This is a genomic window from Pseudomonas sp. St29, assembly GCF_001547915.1.
Taxonomy (GTDB): domain Bacteria; phylum Pseudomonadota; class Gammaproteobacteria; order Pseudomonadales; family Pseudomonadaceae; genus Aquipseudomonas.
On record NZ_AP014628.1, the window covers coordinates 3,215,037 to 3,234,427 of the forward strand.

Genomic DNA, 19,391 nt, shown 5'->3' on the forward strand with positions numbered 1-19,391 from the left:
AAGCCGCTTCGATCAAAGACTGTCCGGATCGCCAAAGAACATCTGAATCCGCGAACGCAACCAGCGCTCCCCTGGATCGTTGTCCTGTGAGCCGCGCCAGGCCATGTGCAGTTCAAAACTGCGCACCGGCAGGGGCGGATCTTCAGCACGTACTCCGCCGGCGGCGGTCAGGGCTTCGGCGGTGTAGTCCGGAACGGTGGCGAGGATGTCGGTACCGGCCAGCAGGGTGCTCAGGCCGTTGAACTGCGGCACGGCGAGCACCACGTGGCGCTTGCGTCCGAGTTTCTCCAGTTCTTCATCGATAAAGCCGCTCAGGTCCCCGGCGAACGACACCAGGGCGTGGGGGCGGGCGCAGAAGTCGTCCAGGCTGAGGGCGCCGGGCACGGTGTCGGCCCGTAGCAGTTTGGGCAGGCTGCGGCGCAAGACCTTGCGCTTGGCGTTGGCCGGCAGGTCGGCGGTGTAGCTGACGCCGATGGAGATTTCGCCGGAGGCCAGCAGCGACGGCATCAGCAGGTAGTTGGCCCGACGCACCACCAGGACGATGCCCGGGGCTTCGGCGCGCAAGCGCTTGAGCAGCATCGGCAGCAGGGCAAATTCCACGTCGTCGGAAAGACCGATGCGAAATACGGTGGTGCTGGTGGCGGGATCGAACTCGGCGGCGCGGCTGACGGCGGTGGAAATCGAATCCAGGGCCGGCGAGAGCAGGGCGAAGATTTCCACTGCCCGGGCCGAAGGCTCCATGCTGCGGCCAGTGCGCACGAACAGGGGGTCGTCGAACAGATTGCGCAGGCGCGACAAGGCGGCGCTGATGGCCGGCTGGCCAAGAAACAGCTTCTCGGCGGCGCGGGTCACGCTGCGTTCGTGCATCAGGGTTTCGAACACGATCAACAGGTTCAGGTCGACACGACGCAGGTCATTACGATTCATCTGGAGTCCTGGCAGAGTCAGCGAACTTGACGGAAGCGACCCTCGGGGTAAAAAGGTCGGCGTGAATCTTACGGGTAAAGGCTGGTACTCTGCACCGGCTAAATGTTGTTTGTTTGTAGTCAGGCCGCGCACGGGAAGCGCTGTCCGCCCCGCTTATCAAGGGCACGGAATCAATGACAGACATGTCGACTATTAATAGGCACTGATAGTCTTGCTTTCAAAGCCCGGATAAAGTTCGCGGCATTAGAGGTTAATTTGACGAGGTTTGCGATGTCCCGCACGATTCGTTTTCACAAGTTTGGACCGGCCGAGGTGCTCAAATGCGAAGAGCATGCGGCCTCGTTGCCTGCGCCAGGCGAAGTGCAGGTACGAGTCGAAGCCATTGGTATCAGTTGGTACGACGTGCTCTGGCGGCAGAACCTGGCGTCGTCCCATGCCCGCCTGCCATCGGGCCTGGGGCATGAAATGGCCGGTGTGGTCACCGCAGTGGGCGAGGGCGTCGACGACCTCGCGGTCGGTGACAAGGTCGCCAGCTTTCCTGCCGAAAGTCCCAATGATTATCCGGTCTACGGCGAGCTGATCGTCCTGCCGCGCTCGGCCCTGACCCGCTACCCGGATGTGCTGAGCCCCATCGAGGCGGCCGTGCATTACACGCCGCTGTTGATCGCCTATTTCGCCTACGTTGATCTAGCGCGGGTCAAGCCCGGGCAGTTCGCCCTGGTGACCGACGCCAGTCACTGCGCCGGTCCGTCCTTCGTTCAGTTGGGCAAGGCCCTGGGTGTGCGGGTGATTGCCGCCACCAAGACCGCAGAAGAGCGTGAGTACCTGTTGTCCCTGGGAGCCGAAAAAGTCATCGTCACCGAGGAGCAGGACCTGCTGATGCAGATCAACAAGCTCACCGACAACCGTGGGGTCGACGTGGTGTTCGATGGTCTGGGCGGTCCACAGATGTCGATGCTTGGTGACGTCCTGGCGCCCCGAGGCAGCCTGGTGCTGTACGGCTTGCAAGGCGGCAACCAGACGCCGTTCCCGGCTTGTGCGGCGTTCCAGAAGAATATTCAGTTCTTCGTCCACTGCATCGGCAACTTCACCGGCAAGCCGGAGCTGGGGATCATTCAGGACCAGGTGGCGTTGCAGCGTGCGCTGCGCGACATCAACCAGTTGACCGCGGACCGGGTGCTGTTGCCCTTGAAGACCCGGGTCTTTCCTTTCAGCGAGTTTGTCGAAGCGCACCGTTACATGGACGAGTGTCCATGCCGCGAACGGGTGGCGCTCCAGGTCGAACCGGCCTGATGACTCCAACGCCAGGCCTAGCCTGGCGTTTTTGTTTCTGCGCCCTGGGCTCGCGGCCGGTTGGCGAAGAATCTCTGGAAAACTGCACGGGGCTCACGGCCCCTTTTGCCGGCCAGTCGACGCCTGCAGAAAAGCGCGGCGCTGCGGGATAGATTCCGTCGCGCTGCGGTCAAACTGCCAGTAAACTGCGCTCCATTCCCGAACCATCCTTTTCCAGAGGTTTTGCATGACTCTCAGTCCTTTTGCGGGTAAACCGGCACCGGTTGAATTGCTGGTCGATATCCCGCGACTGGTTACGGCGTATTACACCGGTCAACCCGATGCCTCGGTGCCTACCCAGCGCGTGGCTTTCGGCACCTCCGGGCATCGCGGCAGTTCGTTCGATCTGAGTTTCAATGAATGGCACGTCCTGGCCATCAGTCAGGCCATTTGCCTGTACCGTGAATCCCAGGGCATCAATGGCCCGTTGTTCGTGGGCATCGACACCCACGCCCTGTCGACCCCGGCCGGGGCCAGCGCTCTGGAAGTCCTGGCGGCCAACGGCGTGACCGTGATGATCGCTGCCGGTGACGAGTACACCCCGACCCCGGCGGTGTCCCATGCCATTCTCTGCTACAACCGCGGCCGGACCTCGGGCCTGGCGGACGGGATCGTCATCACGCCTTCCCACAACCCGCCACAAAGCGGTGGCTACAAGTACAACCCCACCAATGGCGGCCCGGCCGACACCCATATCACCAAGTGGATCGAGGCCAAGGCCAACGAACTGCTGGCGGCCAAGCTCGCTGGAGTCAAGCGCATCAGCTACGAGCAGGCGCTGAAGGCTGATACCACACATCGCCATGACTACCTCAATACCTACGTCGCCGACCTGATCAACGTCATCGACCTCGACGCCATCCGCAACGCCAAGCTGCGCCTGGGCGTGGATCCGCTGGGTGGAGCAGGGGTGCGCTACTGGTCGGCCATCGCCGAGCACTACCGTCTTGATCTGGACGTGGTGAACCAGCAAGTGGATGCCACCTTCCGCTTCATGTCGGTGGACTGGGACGGACAGATCCGCATGGACCCATCCTCCAGCTACGCCATGCAAGGATTGATCGGCCTGAAAGAGCGCTTCGACGTGGCTTTTGCCTGCGACCCCGATCACGACCGCCACGGCATCGTCACCCCTAGCGGCGGCCTGCTGGCACCGAACAACTACCTGGCGGTGTCCATCGATTACCTGTTCCAGAACCGTCCGCAATGGCGCGCCGACGCCGCCGTGGGCAAGACCGTGGTCAGCAGCGGCCTGATCGATCGGGTGGCGGCGCGTTTGGGCCGTCGCCTGTACGAAGTGCCCGTGGGCTTCAAGTGGTTTGCCGACGGCCTGTTCGACGGCTCCCTGGGCTTTGGCGGGGAAGAAAGTGCCGGTGCCTCGTTCCTGCGCAAGGACGGTGGCGTCTGGTGCACCGACAAGGACGGCCTGATCCCGTCGCTGCTGGCCGCTGAAATGACCGCTCGTACCGGTCGTGATCCGAGCCAGGCCTACCGCGCCCTGTGCGACGAGCTGGGCGAACCTTTCTCGGTACGGGTCGATGCCAAGGCCAACCCGCAGCAAAAAGCCTTGCTCAGCAAGCTTTCGCCGCAACAGGTGACCTCGACCCAGCTGGCCGGCGAACCGATCCAGCAGATCCTCAGTCAGGCCCCGGGCAACGATCAGGCCATTGGTGGCCTGAAAGTCATGACCGAGAACGGCTGGTTCGCCGCCCGGCCATCGGGCACCGAGGACATCTACAAGATCTACGCCGAGAGCTTCATCGGTGACGATCACCTCAAGCAGCTGGTGCAGGAAGCCCAGGCCCTGGTGGACGCCGCCATCAGCGGCAACTGATTCACGCCAAAGCCGGCTCGCCGGCCAATAAAAAAGGGGCGACCTTCACGGTCGCCCCTTTTTTTTGCCACAGCGCTTTTATTGGCCGCAGCGCTTCACGCCAGATCCACCAGCACGATCTCACTGTCCTGCAGCGCGCTCACTCGCAGCACTCGCTCGTCCTCGACCGCAACCCCATCTCGAGCTTCGGCGCGCAAGCCGTTGATCTCGATCGCTCCGGTAGCCGGCACCAGATAAGCCCGGCGTCCAGCGTCCAGATGGTACTCGGCGGTTTCCCCAGCCTTCAGGTTGGCCGCCACCAGCCGTGCGTCGGCTCGAATGCGCAAGCTTTCCTCGTCGCCGTCCTTGCCGCTGGCCAGGGTCACAAAACCCTCGCGCAGCCCCTTGGGAAAAGGCTTGGCGCCCCAGGACGGCGCAGAACCGGCCTGGTTGGGAACGATCCAGATCTGGAAGATCTTGGTCGGCGTGGCTTCCAGGTTGTATTCGCTGTGGGCGATCCCGGTCCCGGCGCTCATGACCTGCACATCGCCGGCCTCGGTGCGGCCCTTGTTGCCCAGGTTGTCCTGATGGCTGATGGCGCCTTCGCGGACGTAGGTAATGATTTCCATGTCCCGGTGCGGGTGCTGGGGAAAACCGGTGCCGGGAGCGATCACGTCATCGTTCCAGACCCGCAGGTTGCCCCAGTGCATGCGCTTGGGGTCGTAGTACTCGGCGAAGGAAAAGTGGTGATGAGCATCCAGCCAGCCGTGGTGTGCGCCGCCCAGGGAGCTGAAGGGTCTGAGTTCAAGCATGATCGTCTCCTCATTAGGCTTCGCCATGGCGCCTTGTACCCGGGCCAAAAACGATAACCGTTGGTTGATGGCGTGCATCTTCTATCAGTCATAGATCGATAAAAAGCGCAAAAAATGCCGTAATCCAATCGTAAAATTAGATGATTATTTTGTCGGAATCTTGGTGTTAAACCTTCGGTTCATCGCTTAAGTTAATGACCTGCAAGCAATTCGCTGGATACCAGGAATAAATCCGGCGACCATTACCGCTCAGCCTCACCCCCTTGGAGTCCGCGTGTCGCAACACAATTCCGATCTGCCCCCCGAGCTTTTGCCCCTGGCCCAGATGCCCCTGTTGAAGCGCCTGGCTGCGCGCTTCTTCGGTCATGGCCTGAACCGCCTGCGGGCCCAGCATCGGGCCTCCTGGCTGCACGGTCAGGCCGACGGCTTTCGCAGCGGTCACACGGCGGGAGTGGAGTACGGCTACCAGGAGGGCCGGCTTGAGGGGCTGGAAGAAGGCCGTCAGGTGCTGTTGATCCGCGACAGCCGCAACACCGAGCACCGGCCGCCAGGGGTGGATGACCGGTTGTTCGACGACTGGCGCCTGCCGCTGAGTGCCGAGCTGAAGAAGCGCTTCAAGGCCGATGTCGCCCGCTTGTTGCCGGCCCGGGCCCAGCCCAGTGCCGCTCAGTGGAAGATGATCTTCAGCGACACACCGGCCACGGCGGTGATTGCCGGGGCCGGGGCCGGCAAGTCGACGTCGCTGGTGCTGCGTCTGTTGCTGCTCAGCCACTACCTGGGATTCGAGCTGGATTCGATGACTGTGGTGACCTTCACCCGGGAGTCGCGCAAGGACTTCATCGGCAAGCTGGTGGAAGTCTTTGCCCTGTGGGGACGGGTACTGGCTCCCCGCGAAGCCCGGGACCTGGTGCGCACCTTCCATTCGCGGATCCTGCCCATGGTGCGCAGCCTGCCGGGGCTGGAGCGCTTGCAGGCCTTCGAGAACCTCAGCGAGCGCCAGCCAGGTGCCGAGGACGAGGTGGACAGCAACCCCTTCGATCTGCGCATCAACGATGCCCAGCGCCAGCACCTCAATGCCTGCTATCAGGCGCTGTATCGCAGTGACGAGCGCTTCCGCCGGGCTTTGCAACCCTTGGCGCGCCACGCCCTGCAGCTCAGGGAGCTGGAGCGCGATCACCCCGATGTGCAAAAGCGCGTGGCGGTCACCGAGTTGGCGGCCAAGCGTGACGAAGAGCTGTGCGACACCGTGGAAGACCTATGGCTGCGTGCCGGTGCCTGGCCGATTCAGGGGATCGAGCCCCGGCGCCAGAGTTTCTTGATTAACGGGTCGACCTTCTATTGCCATGGTTATGCCGCCGAGCTGGATGCCTGGGTCGTGCTCGGCTTCGATCCTCGGGAGAGCCCCCAGATCACCCGGCCCGGGGCCAAGCTGACGGTGCGCGCCGAGTGCGCTGTAAAGCGCACCCTGTTTCAAGCTTTCTGCCGTAAGCCTTTGATTTGGCTTGATAGTTACGAAGGAGCAAGGCGCGTCTCAGGGGCCTTTTCTGCCCAGGTCAGTGCGGGGCCGGGTTTCGATTATCGGGTCAAGGGCGAGCTGGCCTCGGCCCCCTTGCTGGACTGCTTTGTGGCGGCGGCCGGCTTTATCGAGAACCTGGGACTGGAGGTCGGGGACGCCGTAGCCGGCATGAGCTTTGCCCAGGACGACCCGGATCGTTTCTTCTTCGAGGCCTTGAGCCTGTTCTGGCGGGCCCTGGAGGACCACCTGCTGGACCAGTCGCCGCCCATCATGAGCTACAACCGGATGTTCGCCCTGTTCAGCGAGCGCTCGCCGGAAAACTTCAAGCTGCTCAGCGATGCCTGCCTGCGGCCGATGTCGCACCTGATGATCGACGAATTTCAGGATGTGTCGCCGCAGATCGTCTCCTGGATCAAGGCCAGCCTTGGCGAGATCCGCCGCCGTGGCGCGGCCTTGAACCTGGGGCGCGGGGCCCAGCATTCATCCTTGCTCTGTGTCGGTGACGACTGGCAGTCGATCTACGGCTGGCGCGGCAGCTCGCCGAAGTACTTCATCGAATTCAACAAGGAGTTCCCGTCGCCGGGCACCACGCGGGTGATGCTCAGCGAGAACTACCGCAGTCACCAGCACGTGATCGACGCTGCCGAGCACATTGTCCGCGCTGCCCCGGCCATTGCCGGCAAGAAGGCCAAGGCTGTTGGCCAGGACAGGGAGCTGTGGCCGGTGCAGGTGCTGGATCGGGACGACCAGGACTTGGCTCGGCGCCTGGCAGAGCATTACCGTCAGGGTGATTCAATCTTGATGCTGTTTCGAAAAACAAGCGATAAGTTGTTGATTGAGCAGCATATTTCTCAAATAGTTAATGTTGATTCTAGCTTGCCGCCGGCGGCCCGCCGGCTCAAGCAACTGACCTATCACAGCGCCAAAGGCCTGCAGGCGGATGCCGTGTTCCTGCTGGGCGATTGCCAGCACCTGAGCAGTTCACCCTACAAGAACCAGGTCTATCGGCAGGCCGGGCTGGGCAAGGATGGCGACGCGGAGCCTTACGACAATGCGCAGAAGGACGAGATCCTGCGCCTGGCCTACGTGGGCATCACCCGCGCGGTCAAGCATTGCTACTGGTACGTCGATCCCCAGGAGTCGACGGCGGGCAATGCGCCCAAGGCTTCGGACCGGGTGCCGGGCGACAAGCCATATTTTTCCGACCTGCGGCAGCGAGCATGAAAAAGCCCGCCGGTCAGGCGGGCTTCAGTCGAGGCGGCCGCGTATCAGGCCTTGAGCGCCAGAGAGGGGGCAAAGGCCTCCAGTTCGTCCTCCACAGCCTCGATTATTCGTTCGACATCCGCTGCGCTCATCACCGTGGCACAGGGAATGCCGGCGATGGCAATCATGGTTTCGCCGCTGGCACGGTCGAACAGCCGGGCGATCATGCTGCCGGGTGCATCCATGCTGGCTTCGAAGCCCAGGGGATGGAAATGCCAGCGCATCAGCTGGCAGGCGTTGGGAAAGGTGACTTTACTGGCCCAGACTCTGTTCATCGGTGGCCCACCCTGATTCATTGAGCGCTTCCTTGTGCTCGCGGTAGGGACGAGCGGATCGTCATTGATCTGCTCGCTTGAGGCTATAAAAGTAGCACCGGCTGATGACAGCTCGGCGTTTTTTTGCCCACCGTCCGGCAGTTGTCTGTCGGATTCATGATGCAGGTCATGTCTTGGCGGGCAGTGCCATCGTCGTGCCACGATCCGCATCGCGCGGGTGGTCGTTGAAGCCGCTGCGCAAGTTCGGCAAGCTGCGCCTTTTCCTGTTCGAGAAACCTATGTCTGTCCCTGATGACGGGCCGCTGCTGACCCAGGCCACCGGTGAAACCGTGATGCGTTATCACCTGTGCTGGAAGCACCGCGACCTTGATGGCGTGATGGCGCTGTATCACCCCGAGATTCAGTACAACGACTTTTTCCAGAATCGCACCCTGGGCCTCGACGAGCTGCGCGAGTATGTGCAGGCCAGCATGCCCCGGGCCCCGGACGAGGCCCTGGAGCATTGCGACCGGATTCGCCTGGATGGCGACACGGCCTTCATTCAGTACCAGGTGACCTTGCGTGGCGGCCAGGGGCTGGTGTCGTTCCGCTCCAGCGAAGCCATCACCGTGCGTGACGGGCTGATCTGGCGGGTCAATGAGTACGCCTCCCTGGTGCATGCGCCCGGGGCGGGCAAGGCTTCCGGCAGCCAGCGCCCGGCCGTCAGCCGCCTGGGCCTGTCGCCGCGCCAGCTGGGGTTCATGGCCGAGGACCTGCAGCAGTATTTTCAGCGTCAGCAGCCGTACCTCGACCCGGAACTGGACCTGCAGCGGGTGGCCCGCGAATGCGGCTATAGCCGCAATCAGATTTCCTATCTGCTCAATCAGGTGCTGGGGCAGAGTTTCTACCGCTATGTCAATCAGGCGCGCCTGCAGCATGTGCTGAGCGCCCTCGACCAGGCGACGCCGCCGCTGCGGGTCGACGAGTTGGCCTTTGCTGCCGGGTTCAATTCACTCTCGGCGTTCTACAGCTGTTTCCGCCAGCACACCGGGCAGTCGCCCAAGGCCTACGTCAGGCAAATTTCTTTGCGTGCCCGCGCGCAAGACAACCCCTGAATACAGGCACTAGGATCGCCGCATTCGAAATTCGGGTTGCGGAGTGCTTGCATGCCAGCGTGGCGCAGTATCAGTTTGTGGATGGACCAGCTCGACGAGCCGCTGTTGCCGCGGCCGGCGCTCGAGCAGGACCTGGACCTGGACGTGGCGATCATCGGTGCCGGTTACACCGGCCTGTGGACCGCCTACTACCTCAAGCGCCAGGCACCGCAGCTCAAGATCGCAGTGATCGAGGCCCAGACCGCGGGTTTTGGCGCCTCGGGCCGCAATGGCGGCTGGCTGATGGGCAATCTGCTGGGGGAGGACCGGTTGCTGGCCGGGCTGTCGCCGCAGCAGCGCCGGGCTTCCTACAAGCTGCTGCATGGCATTCCCGATGAAGTGGCCAGCGTCCTCCAGCGCGAAGGCATCGATTGTGACTATCGCAAGGGCGGAGTGCTGTACTGCGCGGCCCGCTATCCCGAGCAGGAAACCAGCCTGCGCCAGTACCTGGACAAGCTCTACGCCCAGGGCCTGGAGCCGGACGACTACCACTGGCTGGACCCGCAACAACTGGCCCAGCAGATCCGCGTGGCCAAGCCCTATGGCGGCATCTACGCCAAGCATTGCGCGACCATCCAGCCGGCCAGGCTGGTGCGAGGCCTGGCCCGGGCGGTGGAACGCCTGGGGGTGAGCATCTACGAGAACAGTCCGGTGAGCCACTGGCAGTCCGGCAGCCTCAAGACCGCCAGGGCCGCCGTGCGCAGTCACTGGATAGTGCCGGCGGTGGAGGGTTATTCGGTGACCCTGCCACCCCTGGGCCGGTATCAACTGCCGGTGCAAAGCCTGCTGGTGGCCACCGAGCCGCTGGCGGAGTCGGTCTGGGACGAGATCGGCCTGAGCCAGGGCCAGGCCTTCAGCGAGAGCAGTCGCCAGGTCACCTACGGCCAGCGGTCCCGGGACAATCGCCTGGTGTTCGGCGCCCGTGGTGGCTATCAGTTCGCCGGCAAGCTGCGCCATGACTTCGACCTGACCCGGGACGAAGTGGAGCTGCGCCGCTACCTGTTCGGCGAACTGTTCCCGCAACTCAAGAACGTGCGCATCACCCATTCCTGGGGCGGCAACCTGGGCATGTCCCGGCACTTCAAGCCGCACATGCTATGCGACCGGCACAAGGGCATCGCGCTGTCCGGCGGTTACGGCGGAGAGGGGGTCGGTGCCAGCAACCTGGGGGGGCGGACCCTGGCCGACCTGATTCTCGAGCGCGACAGCGCGCTGGTCCGCCAACCCTGGGTGCTGCCGCAAAGCCGCCTGGAAGCCCTGCGTGCCTGGGAGCCGGAGCCCTGTCGCTGGCTGGGTTACAACGCAATCATTCGCAGCTTCGTCCATGAAGACCAGACCCTGGCCAACCCCGCGTCGGCCCCGTGGCGGCGGCGCATGGCCAGCCGGGTCGCCGGGTTCATGGAAGGCTTGATGCACTGAATCGGTTTTTTGTAGCGAACGATGTCCGTTTGAATGTCCAGTGAAAGGTAGAGCCCATGAGCATCACGCAATTCAAGAACACCGCCAGTGTCACCCTGGACCCCTCGACGCCGGTCGCCGTGCCTCTGGGCACCCCGGTGGCGATGACCTCAGTGACCGCCGTCGAGCGCGACGACGGGGTCGAGACCGGGATCTGGGAGTGCACTCCGGGGCGCTGGCGGCGACAGATCGTCGCCCAGGAGTTCTGTCACTTCATCCAGGGGCGTTGCACCTTCACCCCCGACGATGGCGAGCCACTGCACATAGAAGCCGGCGATGCACTGATGTTGCCGGCCAACAGCACCGGGATCTGGGACATCCAGGAAACGGTGCGCAAGACCTACGTCCTGATTTACTGATCCCCTTGATTGCCTGCCAATAACAAAACCAGCCACAGGTAACGATCCATGATCCGCAAGAACTCCGCTTTGCTGTTATTCAATGCACTGTTGTTCGGCGCCTCCCTGGCCCAGGCCGCCGACACGGTGAAGATCTACAACTGGTCGGACTACATCGCCCCCGACACCACCAAGCAGTTCCAGAAGGAAACCGGGACAGGTTTCACCTATGACGTCTACGACAGCAACGAGACCCTGGACGGCAAGCTGATGACCGGTAAATCCGGTTACGACGTGGTGTTTCCCTCCAACCATTTCATGGCGCGGCAGATCCAGGGCGGGGCGTTGAAGAAGCTCGACAAGAGCCAGTTGCCCAACTGGAAAAACCTTAACCCGGCGCTGCTCAAAGCGCTGGAGGTCAATGACCCGGGCAACCAGCACGGTTTTCCGTACCTGTGGGGCAGCACCGGGATTGGCTACAACGTGGCCAAGATCAAGGAAGTGCTGGGGGATGACGCACCGCTGGACTCCTGGGACCTGATCTTCAAGCCCGAGTACATGCAGAAGCTGCAGAAGTGCGGCGTGGCGATTCTCGACAACGGCCCCGAACTGATTCCCACAGCCTTGAATTACCTGGGGCTGCCACACCACAGCAAGAACCCGGCGGACTACAAGAAAGCCGAGGCGCTGCTGATGACGGTCCGGCCTTATGTCAGCTACTTCCATTCGTCGAAGTACACCAGCGACCTGGCCAACGGCAATATTTGCGTGGCGGTGGGGTTCTCCGGGGACATCCTGCAAGCGGAGAGCCGGGCCAGGGAAGCGAAGAACGGGGTGGAGATCGGCTATTCGATTCCCAAGGAAGGCTCGCCGATCTGGTTCGACATGGTGGCCATGCCTGTGGACGCACCGGATGAGAAGGCCGGGTATGCCTTTATGAACTACCTGCTGCGCCCGGACGTAATGGCCAACATCAGCAACTACGTGCATTACGCCAATGGTAACCAGCAAGCCGATGCTCTGGTCGATCCAGCGATCAAGAACGACACCAAGGTTTACCCGAGCCCGGCCATGATGGGCACATTGTTCGCCCTGCAAGCCATGCCGCTGGACATCGACCGTATCCGCACCCGCTTGTGGAACAAGATCCGCAGCGGCAACTGATCCCCATACCCACAAGCTGCGTAGGAGCCGGCTTGCCGGCGAAGAGGCCTCAGAGACAAGCACCGCCCTTGAGGACGCCTTCGCTGGCAAGCCAGCTCCTACGAGAACGGGATGTATCAACGAATCAGCCCCGCCGATTTTTGTAGGAGCCGGCTTGCCGGCGAAGAGGCCTCAGAGACAAGCACTGCCCTTGAGGGCGCCTTCGCTGGCAGGGCTACGCCTACAATTGGCTGTTTTCCGGGAGCAGGGCGCCGCCGTCCACTATCAGGGTCTGGCCGGTGATGTAGCCGGCCTGTGGCGAGGCCAGGAACAACATGGCGTAGGCAATGTCCTCAGGCATTCCCAGGCGCCCTAGGGGAATGCCCTTGGCCAGGGTCGCGGCGTCGCCGAGGTTGTCCATGGCTTGGGTGGCGATAAGCCCCGGCTCAACGCCGTTGACGGTGATTCCATACTCCGCCAGTTCCAGTGCCGCTGCGCGAATGAAGCCATTGACCCCCGCCTTGGACGCCGCGTAGTGGGCCAGTCCGGGAATTGCCGTGCGTGGGCCGGTCACCGATGAGGTGACGACGATCCGCGGTGCTCGGGCCCGGCGTAGCGCCGGCAAGGCTGCCTGGGTCAGCCAGAAGCAGCTTTTCAGATTCACCGCCAAGGTGCTGTCGAGGGTCTGCTCCTCAAGCTCGGCCAGCTTCTGCATCGGAAAGATCCCGGCGTTGTGCAGCAGCAGGTCCAGGCCGCCAAAGGCGTCCAAGGTCGCCGCTACCGCCTGTTCGGCGGCTGCCCGGGTGCCGAGGTCCAGGGTCAGCAGCTCCGCTGTTCCGCCAGCCTGACGAATCAGGCGTTGGGTTTCGGCGCCTGACGCAGCGCTGCGGGTGGCCAGCATGACCTTGGCGCCCCCGGCGGCGAACACCTGGGCGATCGCCCGGCCAATACCCTGGCCCGAGCCGGTGACCAGGGCAATGCGTCCGCGCTGTTCCAGGCTCATGACGGCAGGCCTTGCAGGACCTGGCTCAGGCATTGATCCAGCAGCCGATTATGCAGGTCGACCTGCTCCTCGCTGGCGTCCGGGCAGAGCAGGGCCATGTTGTGGAACGGGGTCAGCAAGACCCCGCGATTGAGCAGGTACAGGTGCAGATAGGCCTCGATCAGCCCGTGGCGGGCGTGGTGGGCTTCGCCGCCGTTGCGCGGGGCCTGCTGCATGAACAGGTACTCGACCCGGGCGCCGATGCGAGTCACGTGCCAGGGCAGGCGATGCTTGCTGATGATGGCTTCGACCCCGGCCCGCAGGCGTTCGGCCAGCCGGAACATGCGCGCGTAGTTCTCCGGGGTCATCACCTCGCTGAAGGTGGCGCGCATGGCGGCCATCTGCAGGGCGTTGCCGGCCAGGGTGCCGCCGAAGCCGAAGTGATTGATGGCCTGACCCGGCTGAAAATGCGGCAGCACCTGCCAGATCCGCTCGGCCATGGCCCGGCTGCTGCCCCACACGGCCGTGGGAATGCCCCCGGCGATGGATTTGCCGAGGACGAAGAAGTCCGGCTCCAACCCCTGTTCGCCGCAATAGCCTCCCGGTCCGCAGGACAGGGTATGGGTTTCGTCGATGATCAGCGGCACGTCGAAGCGCCGGGTCAGTTCCCGCAGGCCCTCATGAAAGCCCGCTGCCGGCGGCACCATGCCGACGTTGGTCATGAAGGGTTCGGTGAGGACCGCGGCCACGTCGCCGTGGGCCAGGGCCGCCTCCAGGGCCGGCAGGTCGTTGAACTCCACCAGCCGGGTGGTGGCCTGGTGCTGCAGGCCGTTGGCGTGCACGCCGTCGCGGGGAATCATCCGACCCTGGGCGTCGAATTCCACCTGGGATTCGTCGACGCTGCCGTGGTAGTTGCAGTTGAACACCAGGACCTTCTGCCGCCCGGTGATCATCCGGCAAAGGCGCAGGACAAAGCGGTTGGCGTCGGTGGCCGAGGTGGTGACCTGCCAGTAAGGCAGGCCAAAGCGCCGGCTCAGCTCCTTGCCGACCCACAGGCTGTCGGCAGTGGGCAGCATCAGGGTCGAGCCATGCAGCGCCTGTTCGGCGATGGCTGCGGCCACGGCCGGCTGGGCGTGACCGAACATGGCGCCGGTGTCGCCCAGGGCAAAGTCCACGTATTCATGGCCGTCGCAGTCGGTAAGGGTGGCGCCCCGGGCATCGGCCACCATGATCGGGTAGGCGCCGGGCCATTGCTGCATCCAGTGCAATGGTGCGCCGTACAGCCAATGCTGGAGGTTTTGCTGGTAGAAGGCGCCGGAGCGCGGGTGTTGTTCGGCGAACCGTTGCAGTTCGCCCTGGTAGCTGTTGGCGACGCGTTGCAGATCGAGACCCAGAGTCATGAGTGTGTCCTGTGCGATAGGTGGGCGGGCCGTTGCTGGCGGTGGAGCCGGCGCTGGGCCTGCATGGCGCTGGAATCAGCCGTGATGGGTGCGATTGAGCACCCGAGCCAGAGCCCCCACCGGGAAGTTGGCGGCATGGCTGAAGTCTGTGCCCTGATAGCCGAAGATCTTGCCGTCGCTGCGTCCGGCCTGCAGGTCGATCAGCACCAGGCCCAGGGTCGGGACGATCTTCTCGCGCCAGACGAACAGGTACAGCTGCTCGGCGACCTTGTAGTAATGACAGCGATCGGTGTCCGCCAGGCCTTGTTCCACGCCCTTGAGGCATTGCCAGCTGTAGAAGTTGGCGTTGAGGTAGACATGCTCATAGGACTCGCTGGTGCTGTAGATGTACTGGTTGCGCAGGCCGATCAGTTCATCGCTGGGCGAGTGCCGCGGCGTCTCGGCTCGGGCGGGCACATCGACGCTGCCATGCAGGAATTGGGCTTTGACCGAGGTCAACTCGCCACCGGACAGGGCGCGGCTGAACAGGTCCACGCTGCACTCGGCCTGCGTCGGCATCTGGCCGATGACGGCGGTGAAGCACTGTTGTTGCAGGTCCAGGACCAGGCTCACCGAGTGGGTCCGGCCTTGCTCCTGCTTGAGGAAGTCCACCAGGTAGATGCCCGGGCGCACCGAGGTGGCGCGATAGGGCCGTGCGGCGCTCGCCGGTTCGCCAGGGGCGTTCCAGCTGAGGGTCTGGGTGTCGAACCGGTGTTCGATCTGCCAGCCATTATCGAAGTACAGGGTCAGGGTGCGACCGGCCAGATCATCGATCGGGGGAAGGATGTGGTTGTCGCTGGCAAAACCGTCCGCCAGGGCGCCGACGGTGATCCATTCAGGTTGCTGATTCATGGCAAGGCTCTTGTCTGCCGAAGGAGAGCCCCATGTTCGATCCGTGCAGCGGCGCTGCCCATCAACCACATGGTTGAGGTGTGGCGCTCAAAGGAACAGCGAACTCACCAGTTCGGTGCGATTGCCGACGCCGACCTTGCGGAACAGGTTGATCAGGTGGGTCTTGACCGTGGGCAGGCCCAGCTCCAGGCGCCTGGCGATGGTCTTGTTGTCGGCGCCGTCCCGGAGCAGCCAGGCGATTTCCCGCTCCCGGGGCGTGAGGGTGGACAGGCGCTGGTCGACCTGGGAGTAGGGTGCCAGGGCGGCGATTTCCAGCAGCCCCTGCAAGGCATGCAGGGTCTGCAGTTCGTCAACGCGGAAATGTCCCAGGGCGTGGTTCCGCAGCAGTGACAGGCCGGCGATGGGGCGCTCGCCGTCGCAGGCCAGGATTTCCACCACGTCGAGCACGCCGTGGCGTTGCAGAAACCCCTGGTAGACCTCGGAAGCGTGGCGGCCCTGGTGGGCCATGCCCATGTGCAGCGACAGCACCGGGCGCCCCGCGGCGGCGCAGTGGCGCGGTTGCAGCGGGTCATAGTGGCGGTAGCGTTGCAGGTAGGCCTGGTGCATCGGCTCGGGCATGCAGTACAGCGAAAAGTCCCGGGCCTGCAATTGCGGGTCGATGCGGTAGAAGGCGCAGAGGGTGGCGGGCACCACCCGGGTGAAGGCGGCAATGCAACGCTGTCCCAGCTCATGGACCCCGGGCAGTGAAGCGGACGCGGTCATGGATGTCTCCTGGCTGCCCGTGGAGGCAGCGGCTTCGGGAATGGGGCTGGTTATCTGTGCCTGTGCTTTATGCACGCCACCGATGAAAAACGGAAGTGGTCTCCCTGGCAGGTATTCGGTCCATTCAGGCTGCGATCCGTGCTTCATGGATCGCAGCCTGCGACGGGGTTAGCGGCGAGCCCGGCTCAGCCCTTCGGCCAGGGCGTCGACTATGGCGTCCACCTGGGCCTGCTGGATCACCAAAGGCGGCGAGAGAATGATCTTGGTGCCCACCGGGCGCACCATGACGCCGTTGTCCCGGGCAATCTGCGCCACCTGACTGGCGTAGCCGCTCATGGGGTCGATGGGCTCGCGGGTGGTCTTGTCCGCCACCAGGTCCAGGGCCAGCATCAGACCCTGACCGCGCACTTCGCCGACGCTTTCGAAGCGATCAACGAAGGGCCGCAGCTTGCCGAGCATGTAGTCGCCCATTTTCGCCGCGTTGGCCGGCAGGTCTTCCTTGACCACGATGTCCAGGCAGGCCAGGGCGGCGGCGCAGGCCACGGGGTGCCCGGAGTAGGTGTAGCCGTGCATGATGGCGCCCGTGAAGTTGGTGTTCTTTTCGAAGGCCGCCTCGATCCGGCGATTGACCACGGTGGCGCCCAGGGGGATGTAGCCCGAGGTGATGCCCTTGGCCAGGCACATGATGTCGGGTTTGACGCCCCACAGGCGGCTGCCGAACATCGAGCCGCTGCGCCCGAAGCCGGTGACCACCTCATCGGCGATCAGCAGGACCCCGTACTTGTCGCAGACTTCGCGGATCAATGGCCAGTAGTTGGCCGGAGGCACTATGACGCCGCCAGCGCCCTGGATCGGCTCGGCAATGAACGCCGCCACGGTGTCCGGGCTCTGGAACTGGATTTCCCGCTCCAGCAGGTCGGCGCAGATCTTGCCCAGTTCCTCTGGATCCTGGCTGTAGGGGTTGCGGTACAGCCAGGGCGTGTCGATGTGGTAGCAACCGGGCAGCAAAGGCTCGTAGTTGCGCCGGAACACGGTGTTGCCGTTGACCGAGGCCCCCCCGAAATGGGTGCCGTGATAGCCCTGGCGCAGGGAAATGAACTTGGTGCGATCGGCCTGGCCTTCGAGCTTCCAGTACTGGCGGGCCAGTTTCAGCGCGCTCTCGATGGCGTCCGAGCCGCCGGAACTGAAGGACACCCGGGTCATGTCCTCGGGCTCCAGCAGGTTCATCACCACCCTGGACAGTTCCTCGGCCCGTGGGTGGCTGACCCCGTCGAACAGCTGGAAGTACTCCAGCTCATCGAGCTGCGCGGTGATGGCGGCTTTCACTTCCTTGCGGTTGTGGCCGACGTTGACGTTCCACAGCCCGGCAACGCCATCCACCAGCTGGTGGCCCTGGTCGTCATAGACATAGCAGCCATCACCGCGAACGATGCGGATCGGCTCGCGTTGCTTCATTTCGTTGGGGTGCAGCATGGGGTGCCAGAAACGGCTTGCTTCGCTCACGTTGAGTCTCCTGAAATCGCACGGACAGCGTGGAGCTATTAGTGCGTCATTTGCCGGCGGCTGGCTTGCCTCTGTGTGCCAGGGCATTTGACCCAGGCTGCCAGCGGCGCTGCAGCCGGCGCGACTGGCAGCCAGGGCCAAGTTTTGCGGCAGCCAGGATCAAGACGGCATGCGGCTTTGGGCTCAAAGTCCAGGTCGAACAAGGTCCAACTGCGAGGATTGAAGATGAGCGTTGCCATCGACCCACGTGTCGCTGCATTCATAGACAGTCAGCACGGTCTGCTGATTGACGGTCACAGCCAGCCGGCGCTCTCCGGGGCGCGGATGCCGGTGTACAACCCCGCCAGCGGCGAGCAGTTGACCCAGGTTGCCGCCGCCGACCAGGCCGATATCGATCTGGCGGTGGGTGCCGCGCGCCGGGCGTTCGAGGGCAGCTGGAAGGCGCTGCGCCCGGCGGATCGCGAACGCCTGCTGTTGAGGTTGGCGGACCTGCTGGAGATCCATGGCGAGGAACTGGCCCAGCTGGAAACCCTCAACAACGGTCAGTCGATTCACCTGGCTCGGGCCCTGGAGGTAGGGGCCGCTGCGGAGTTCACCCGCTACATGGCCGGGTGGGCCACCAAGATCGAAGGCAAGAGCCTGGACGTTTCCATCGCCGCGGTGCCGGGGGCGCAGTACCGCGCCTACACGGTGCCGGAACCGGTGGGGGTGGTCGGTGCCATAGTGCCGTGGAATTTTCCGTTGCTGATGGCCATCTGGAAAATCGTTCCCGCCCTGGCCTGCGGTTGCACCGTGGTGCTCAAGCCTGCGGACGAAACCCCGCTGACCGCGCTGCGTCTGGGCCAGCTGTGCCTGGAGGCGGGGATCGCGCCCGGCGTGGTCAATGTGGTGACTGGCAGCGGCGCCCAGGCCGGTGCGGCGCTGGCCGCCCATCCGGGTATCGACAAGCTGGCGTTCACCGGCTCGACCCAGGTCGGCAAGCTGATCGGCCATGCCGCGGTGGACAACATGACACGCTTCTCCCTGGAGCTGGGGGGCAAGTCGCCGGTGATCGTCCTCGACGACTGCGATCCGCAGACCGCCGCCGCCGGTGCTGCCGCGGCGATCTTCTTCAATCAGGGCCAGGTCTGCACCGCGGGGTCACGCCTGTACATCCAGCGCGGGATCTATCACGAGGTGCTGGAGCGGCTGGTGGGCATCGCCGACTCCCTGAGCATCGGGCCGGGGCTCGACGAGCAGGCGCAGATCAACCCGCTGATCTCCGCCAAGCAGCAGAAGCGCGTGCTGCAGATGGTCCGGCGCGGAGTCGAAGAAGGGGCCCGGCTGCTGTGTGGCGGTGTCGCCCATGGCGAGCAGGGTTTCTATGTCCGTCCCACGGTGATCGCCGATGTGCGTGCCGACCAGCAACTGGTGCGCGAGGAGATCTTCGGCCCGGTGGTGGTGGCCACGCCGTTCGACACCCTGGATGACGTGGTGGGGCTGGCCAACGACAACCAGTACGGGCTGGGGGCGAGCATCTGGTCCAACGATCTGGGGCGGGTCATGCAACTGATTCCACAGATCAAGGCCGGCACGGTGTGGGTCAACACCCACAACATGCTGGACCCGTCGATGCCTTTCGGTGGCTACAAGCAGTCGGGCATCGGCCGTGAGATGGGCCATGCGGCCATCGAGGCCTATACCGAGAACAAGTCGGTGTGCATCGCCTATTGAAATCGCCCCCGCAGGAGCCGGCTTGCCGGCGAGCAGGCCCTCGAGTTTTGCGTTGCCCTTGAGGACACCTTCGCTGACAAGCCCGCTCCTGCGGACCAGGCCGAACATGTGCCGACAGCTGCGTCAGACA

At 63.8% G+C, this 19,391-nt stretch carries 16 protein-coding genes; 8 read left to right on the top strand and 8 right to left on the bottom strand.

Features of this window, described 5'->3' with window-relative positions; translation table 11 throughout:
• Positions 1–12 precede the first annotated feature (12 nt).
• Positions 13–927: a LysR family transcriptional regulator gene (locus tag PST29_RS14540; RefSeq protein WP_060839124.1), complete on the bottom strand. Its 915-nt coding sequence runs from the start codon at positions 925–927 to the stop codon at positions 13–15.
• A 270-nt stretch (positions 928–1,197) separates the two neighbouring features.
• Here PST29_RS14540 and PST29_RS14545 point away from each other — a divergent pair, with 270 nt between their 5' ends.
• Both PST29_RS14545 and pgm read left to right on the top strand, forming a co-directional pair.
• Positions 1,198–2,220, top strand: a complete 1,023-nt coding sequence (locus tag PST29_RS14545; protein WP_060839125.1) for a zinc-dependent alcohol dehydrogenase family protein — start codon at positions 1,198–1,200, stop codon at positions 2,218–2,220.
• 226 nt (positions 2,221–2,446) lie between these two features.
• Positions 2,447–4,093: a phosphoglucomutase (alpha-D-glucose-1,6-bisphosphate-dependent) gene (gene pgm, locus PST29_RS14550; protein WP_060843480.1), complete on the top strand. Its 1,647-nt coding sequence runs from the start codon at positions 2,447–2,449 to the stop codon at positions 4,091–4,093.
• Positions 4,094–4,188: 95 nt separating this feature from the next.
• Here pgm and PST29_RS14555 read toward each other — a convergent pair whose 3' ends face one another.
• Positions 4,189–4,884 (bottom strand): pirin family protein, encoded by a 696-nt coding sequence (locus tag PST29_RS14555; protein ID WP_060843481.1) that lies wholly within the window; start codon positions 4,882–4,884, stop codon positions 4,189–4,191.
• Between the two features lie 274 nt (positions 4,885–5,158).
• On the opposite strand from PST29_RS14555, the gene PST29_RS14560 reads away from it, so the two are divergent.
• Positions 5,159–7,624, top strand: coding sequence for a UvrD-helicase domain-containing protein (locus tag PST29_RS14560; protein ID WP_060843482.1), 2,466 nt, complete (start codon positions 5,159–5,161; stop codon positions 7,622–7,624).
• Between the two features lie 44 nt (positions 7,625–7,668).
• On the opposite strand, the gene PST29_RS14565 is transcribed toward PST29_RS14560, so the two are convergent.
• Positions 7,669–7,938, bottom strand: a complete 270-nt coding sequence (locus PST29_RS14565) for a DUF1652 domain-containing protein (protein WP_042941150.1) — start codon at positions 7,936–7,938, stop codon at positions 7,669–7,671.
• 278 nt (positions 7,939–8,216) lie between these two features.
• On the opposite strand from PST29_RS14565, the gene PST29_RS14570 reads away from it, so the two are divergent.
• From PST29_RS14570 to PST29_RS14585, 4 genes are read left to right on the top strand one after another with little or no spacing between them, the layout of a single operon-like run.
• Entirely contained in the window at positions 8,217–9,032 is an 816-nt protein-coding gene (locus PST29_RS14570; protein WP_060845123.1) for a helix-turn-helix transcriptional regulator, read from the top strand.
• 51 nt (positions 9,033–9,083) lie between these two features.
• On the top strand, positions 9,084–10,490 hold the full coding sequence (locus PST29_RS14575) for an NAD(P)/FAD-dependent oxidoreductase (protein ID WP_060843483.1): 1,407 nt from the start codon (positions 9,084–9,086) through the stop codon (positions 10,488–10,490).
• 56 nt (positions 10,491–10,546) lie between these two features.
• Entirely contained in the window at positions 10,547–10,888 is a 342-nt protein-coding gene (locus PST29_RS14580; protein ID WP_060839130.1) for a cupin domain-containing protein, read from the top strand.
• A gap of 48 nt (positions 10,889–10,936) precedes the next feature.
• On the top strand, positions 10,937–12,031 hold the full coding sequence (locus PST29_RS14585; protein ID WP_060843484.1) for a polyamine ABC transporter substrate-binding protein: 1,095 nt from the start codon (positions 10,937–10,939) through the stop codon (positions 12,029–12,031).
• Between the two features lie 220 nt (positions 12,032–12,251).
• Here PST29_RS14585 and PST29_RS14590 read toward each other — a convergent pair whose 3' ends face one another.
• The 5 genes from PST29_RS14590 to PST29_RS14610 all read right to left on the bottom strand — a co-directional run bounded on the left by PST29_RS14590 (position 12,252) and on the right by PST29_RS14610 (position 17,548).
• Positions 12,252–13,013 carry an SDR family oxidoreductase gene (locus PST29_RS14590; protein ID WP_060843485.1) on the bottom strand — a complete coding sequence of 254 codons (762 nt, stop codon included), beginning with the start codon at positions 13,011–13,013 and terminating at the stop codon, positions 12,252–12,254.
• Entirely contained in the window at positions 13,010–14,392 is a 1,383-nt protein-coding gene (locus PST29_RS14595) for an aspartate aminotransferase family protein (protein WP_060843486.1), read from the bottom strand. The genes PST29_RS14590 and PST29_RS14595 overlap by 4 nt, the downstream gene beginning before the upstream one ends.
• Before the next feature lie 75 nt (positions 14,393–14,467).
• Positions 14,468–15,283 carry a molybdenum cofactor biosynthesis F family protein gene (locus PST29_RS14600; RefSeq protein ID WP_060843487.1) on the bottom strand — a complete coding sequence of 272 codons (816 nt, stop codon included), beginning with the start codon at positions 15,281–15,283 and terminating at the stop codon, positions 14,468–14,470.
• A gap of 87 nt (positions 15,284–15,370) precedes the next feature.
• The gene (locus PST29_RS14605; protein WP_060843488.1) at positions 15,371–16,045 is read right to left on the bottom strand and encodes a helix-turn-helix transcriptional regulator; all 675 of its coding nucleotides are present in this window, start codon (positions 16,043–16,045) and stop codon (positions 15,371–15,373) included.
• Positions 16,046–16,213: 168 nt separating this feature from the next.
• Positions 16,214–17,548 (bottom strand): aspartate aminotransferase family protein, encoded by a 1,335-nt coding sequence (locus tag PST29_RS14610; protein WP_060843489.1) that lies wholly within the window; start codon positions 17,546–17,548, stop codon positions 16,214–16,216.
• A 225-nt stretch (positions 17,549–17,773) separates the two neighbouring features.
• Here PST29_RS14610 and PST29_RS14615 point away from each other — a divergent pair, with 225 nt between their 5' ends.
• On the top strand, positions 17,774–19,261 hold the full coding sequence (locus PST29_RS14615; protein ID WP_060843490.1) for an aldehyde dehydrogenase family protein: 1,488 nt from the start codon (positions 17,774–17,776) through the stop codon (positions 19,259–19,261).
• The last annotated feature ends 130 nt before the right edge of the window (positions 19,262–19,391 follow it).

Coding starts and splice junctions, on each gene's coding strand:
- PST29_RS14540 (WP_060839124.1), bottom strand. CDS start 927: ATGAATCGTAATGACCTGCGTCGTGTCGACCTGAACCTGTTGATCGTG.
- PST29_RS14545 (WP_060839125.1), top strand. CDS start 1,198: ATGTCCCGCACGATTCGTTTTCACAAGTTTGGACCGGCCGAGGTGCTC.
- pgm (WP_060843480.1), top strand. CDS start 2,447: ATGACTCTCAGTCCTTTTGCGGGTAAACCGGCACCGGTTGAATTGCTG.
- PST29_RS14555 (WP_060843481.1), bottom strand. CDS start 4,884: ATGCTTGAACTCAGACCCTTCAGCTCCCTGGGCGGCGCACACCACGGC.
- PST29_RS14565 (WP_042941150.1), bottom strand. CDS start 7,938: ATGAACAGAGTCTGGGCCAGTAAAGTCACCTTTCCCAACGCCTGCCAG.
- PST29_RS14570 (WP_060845123.1), top strand. CDS start 8,217: ATGTCTGTCCCTGATGACGGGCCGCTGCTGACCCAGGCCACCGGTGAA.
- PST29_RS14575 (WP_060843483.1), top strand. CDS start 9,084: ATGCCAGCGTGGCGCAGTATCAGTTTGTGGATGGACCAGCTCGACGAG.
- PST29_RS14580 (WP_060839130.1), top strand. CDS start 10,547: ATGAGCATCACGCAATTCAAGAACACCGCCAGTGTCACCCTGGACCCC.
- PST29_RS14585 (WP_060843484.1), top strand. CDS start 10,937: ATGATCCGCAAGAACTCCGCTTTGCTGTTATTCAATGCACTGTTGTTC.
- PST29_RS14590 (WP_060843485.1), bottom strand. CDS start 13,013: ATGAGCCTGGAACAGCGCGGACGCATTGCCCTGGTCACCGGCTCGGGC.
- PST29_RS14595 (WP_060843486.1), bottom strand. CDS start 14,392: ATGACTCTGGGTCTCGATCTGCAACGCGTCGCCAACAGCTACCAGGGC.
- PST29_RS14600 (WP_060843487.1), bottom strand. CDS start 15,283: ATGAATCAGCAACCTGAATGGATCACCGTCGGCGCCCTGGCGGACGGT.
- PST29_RS14605 (WP_060843488.1), bottom strand. CDS start 16,045: ATGACCGCGTCCGCTTCACTGCCCGGGGTCCATGAGCTGGGACAGCGT.
- PST29_RS14615 (WP_060843490.1), top strand. CDS start 17,774: ATGAGCGTTGCCATCGACCCACGTGTCGCTGCATTCATAGACAGTCAG.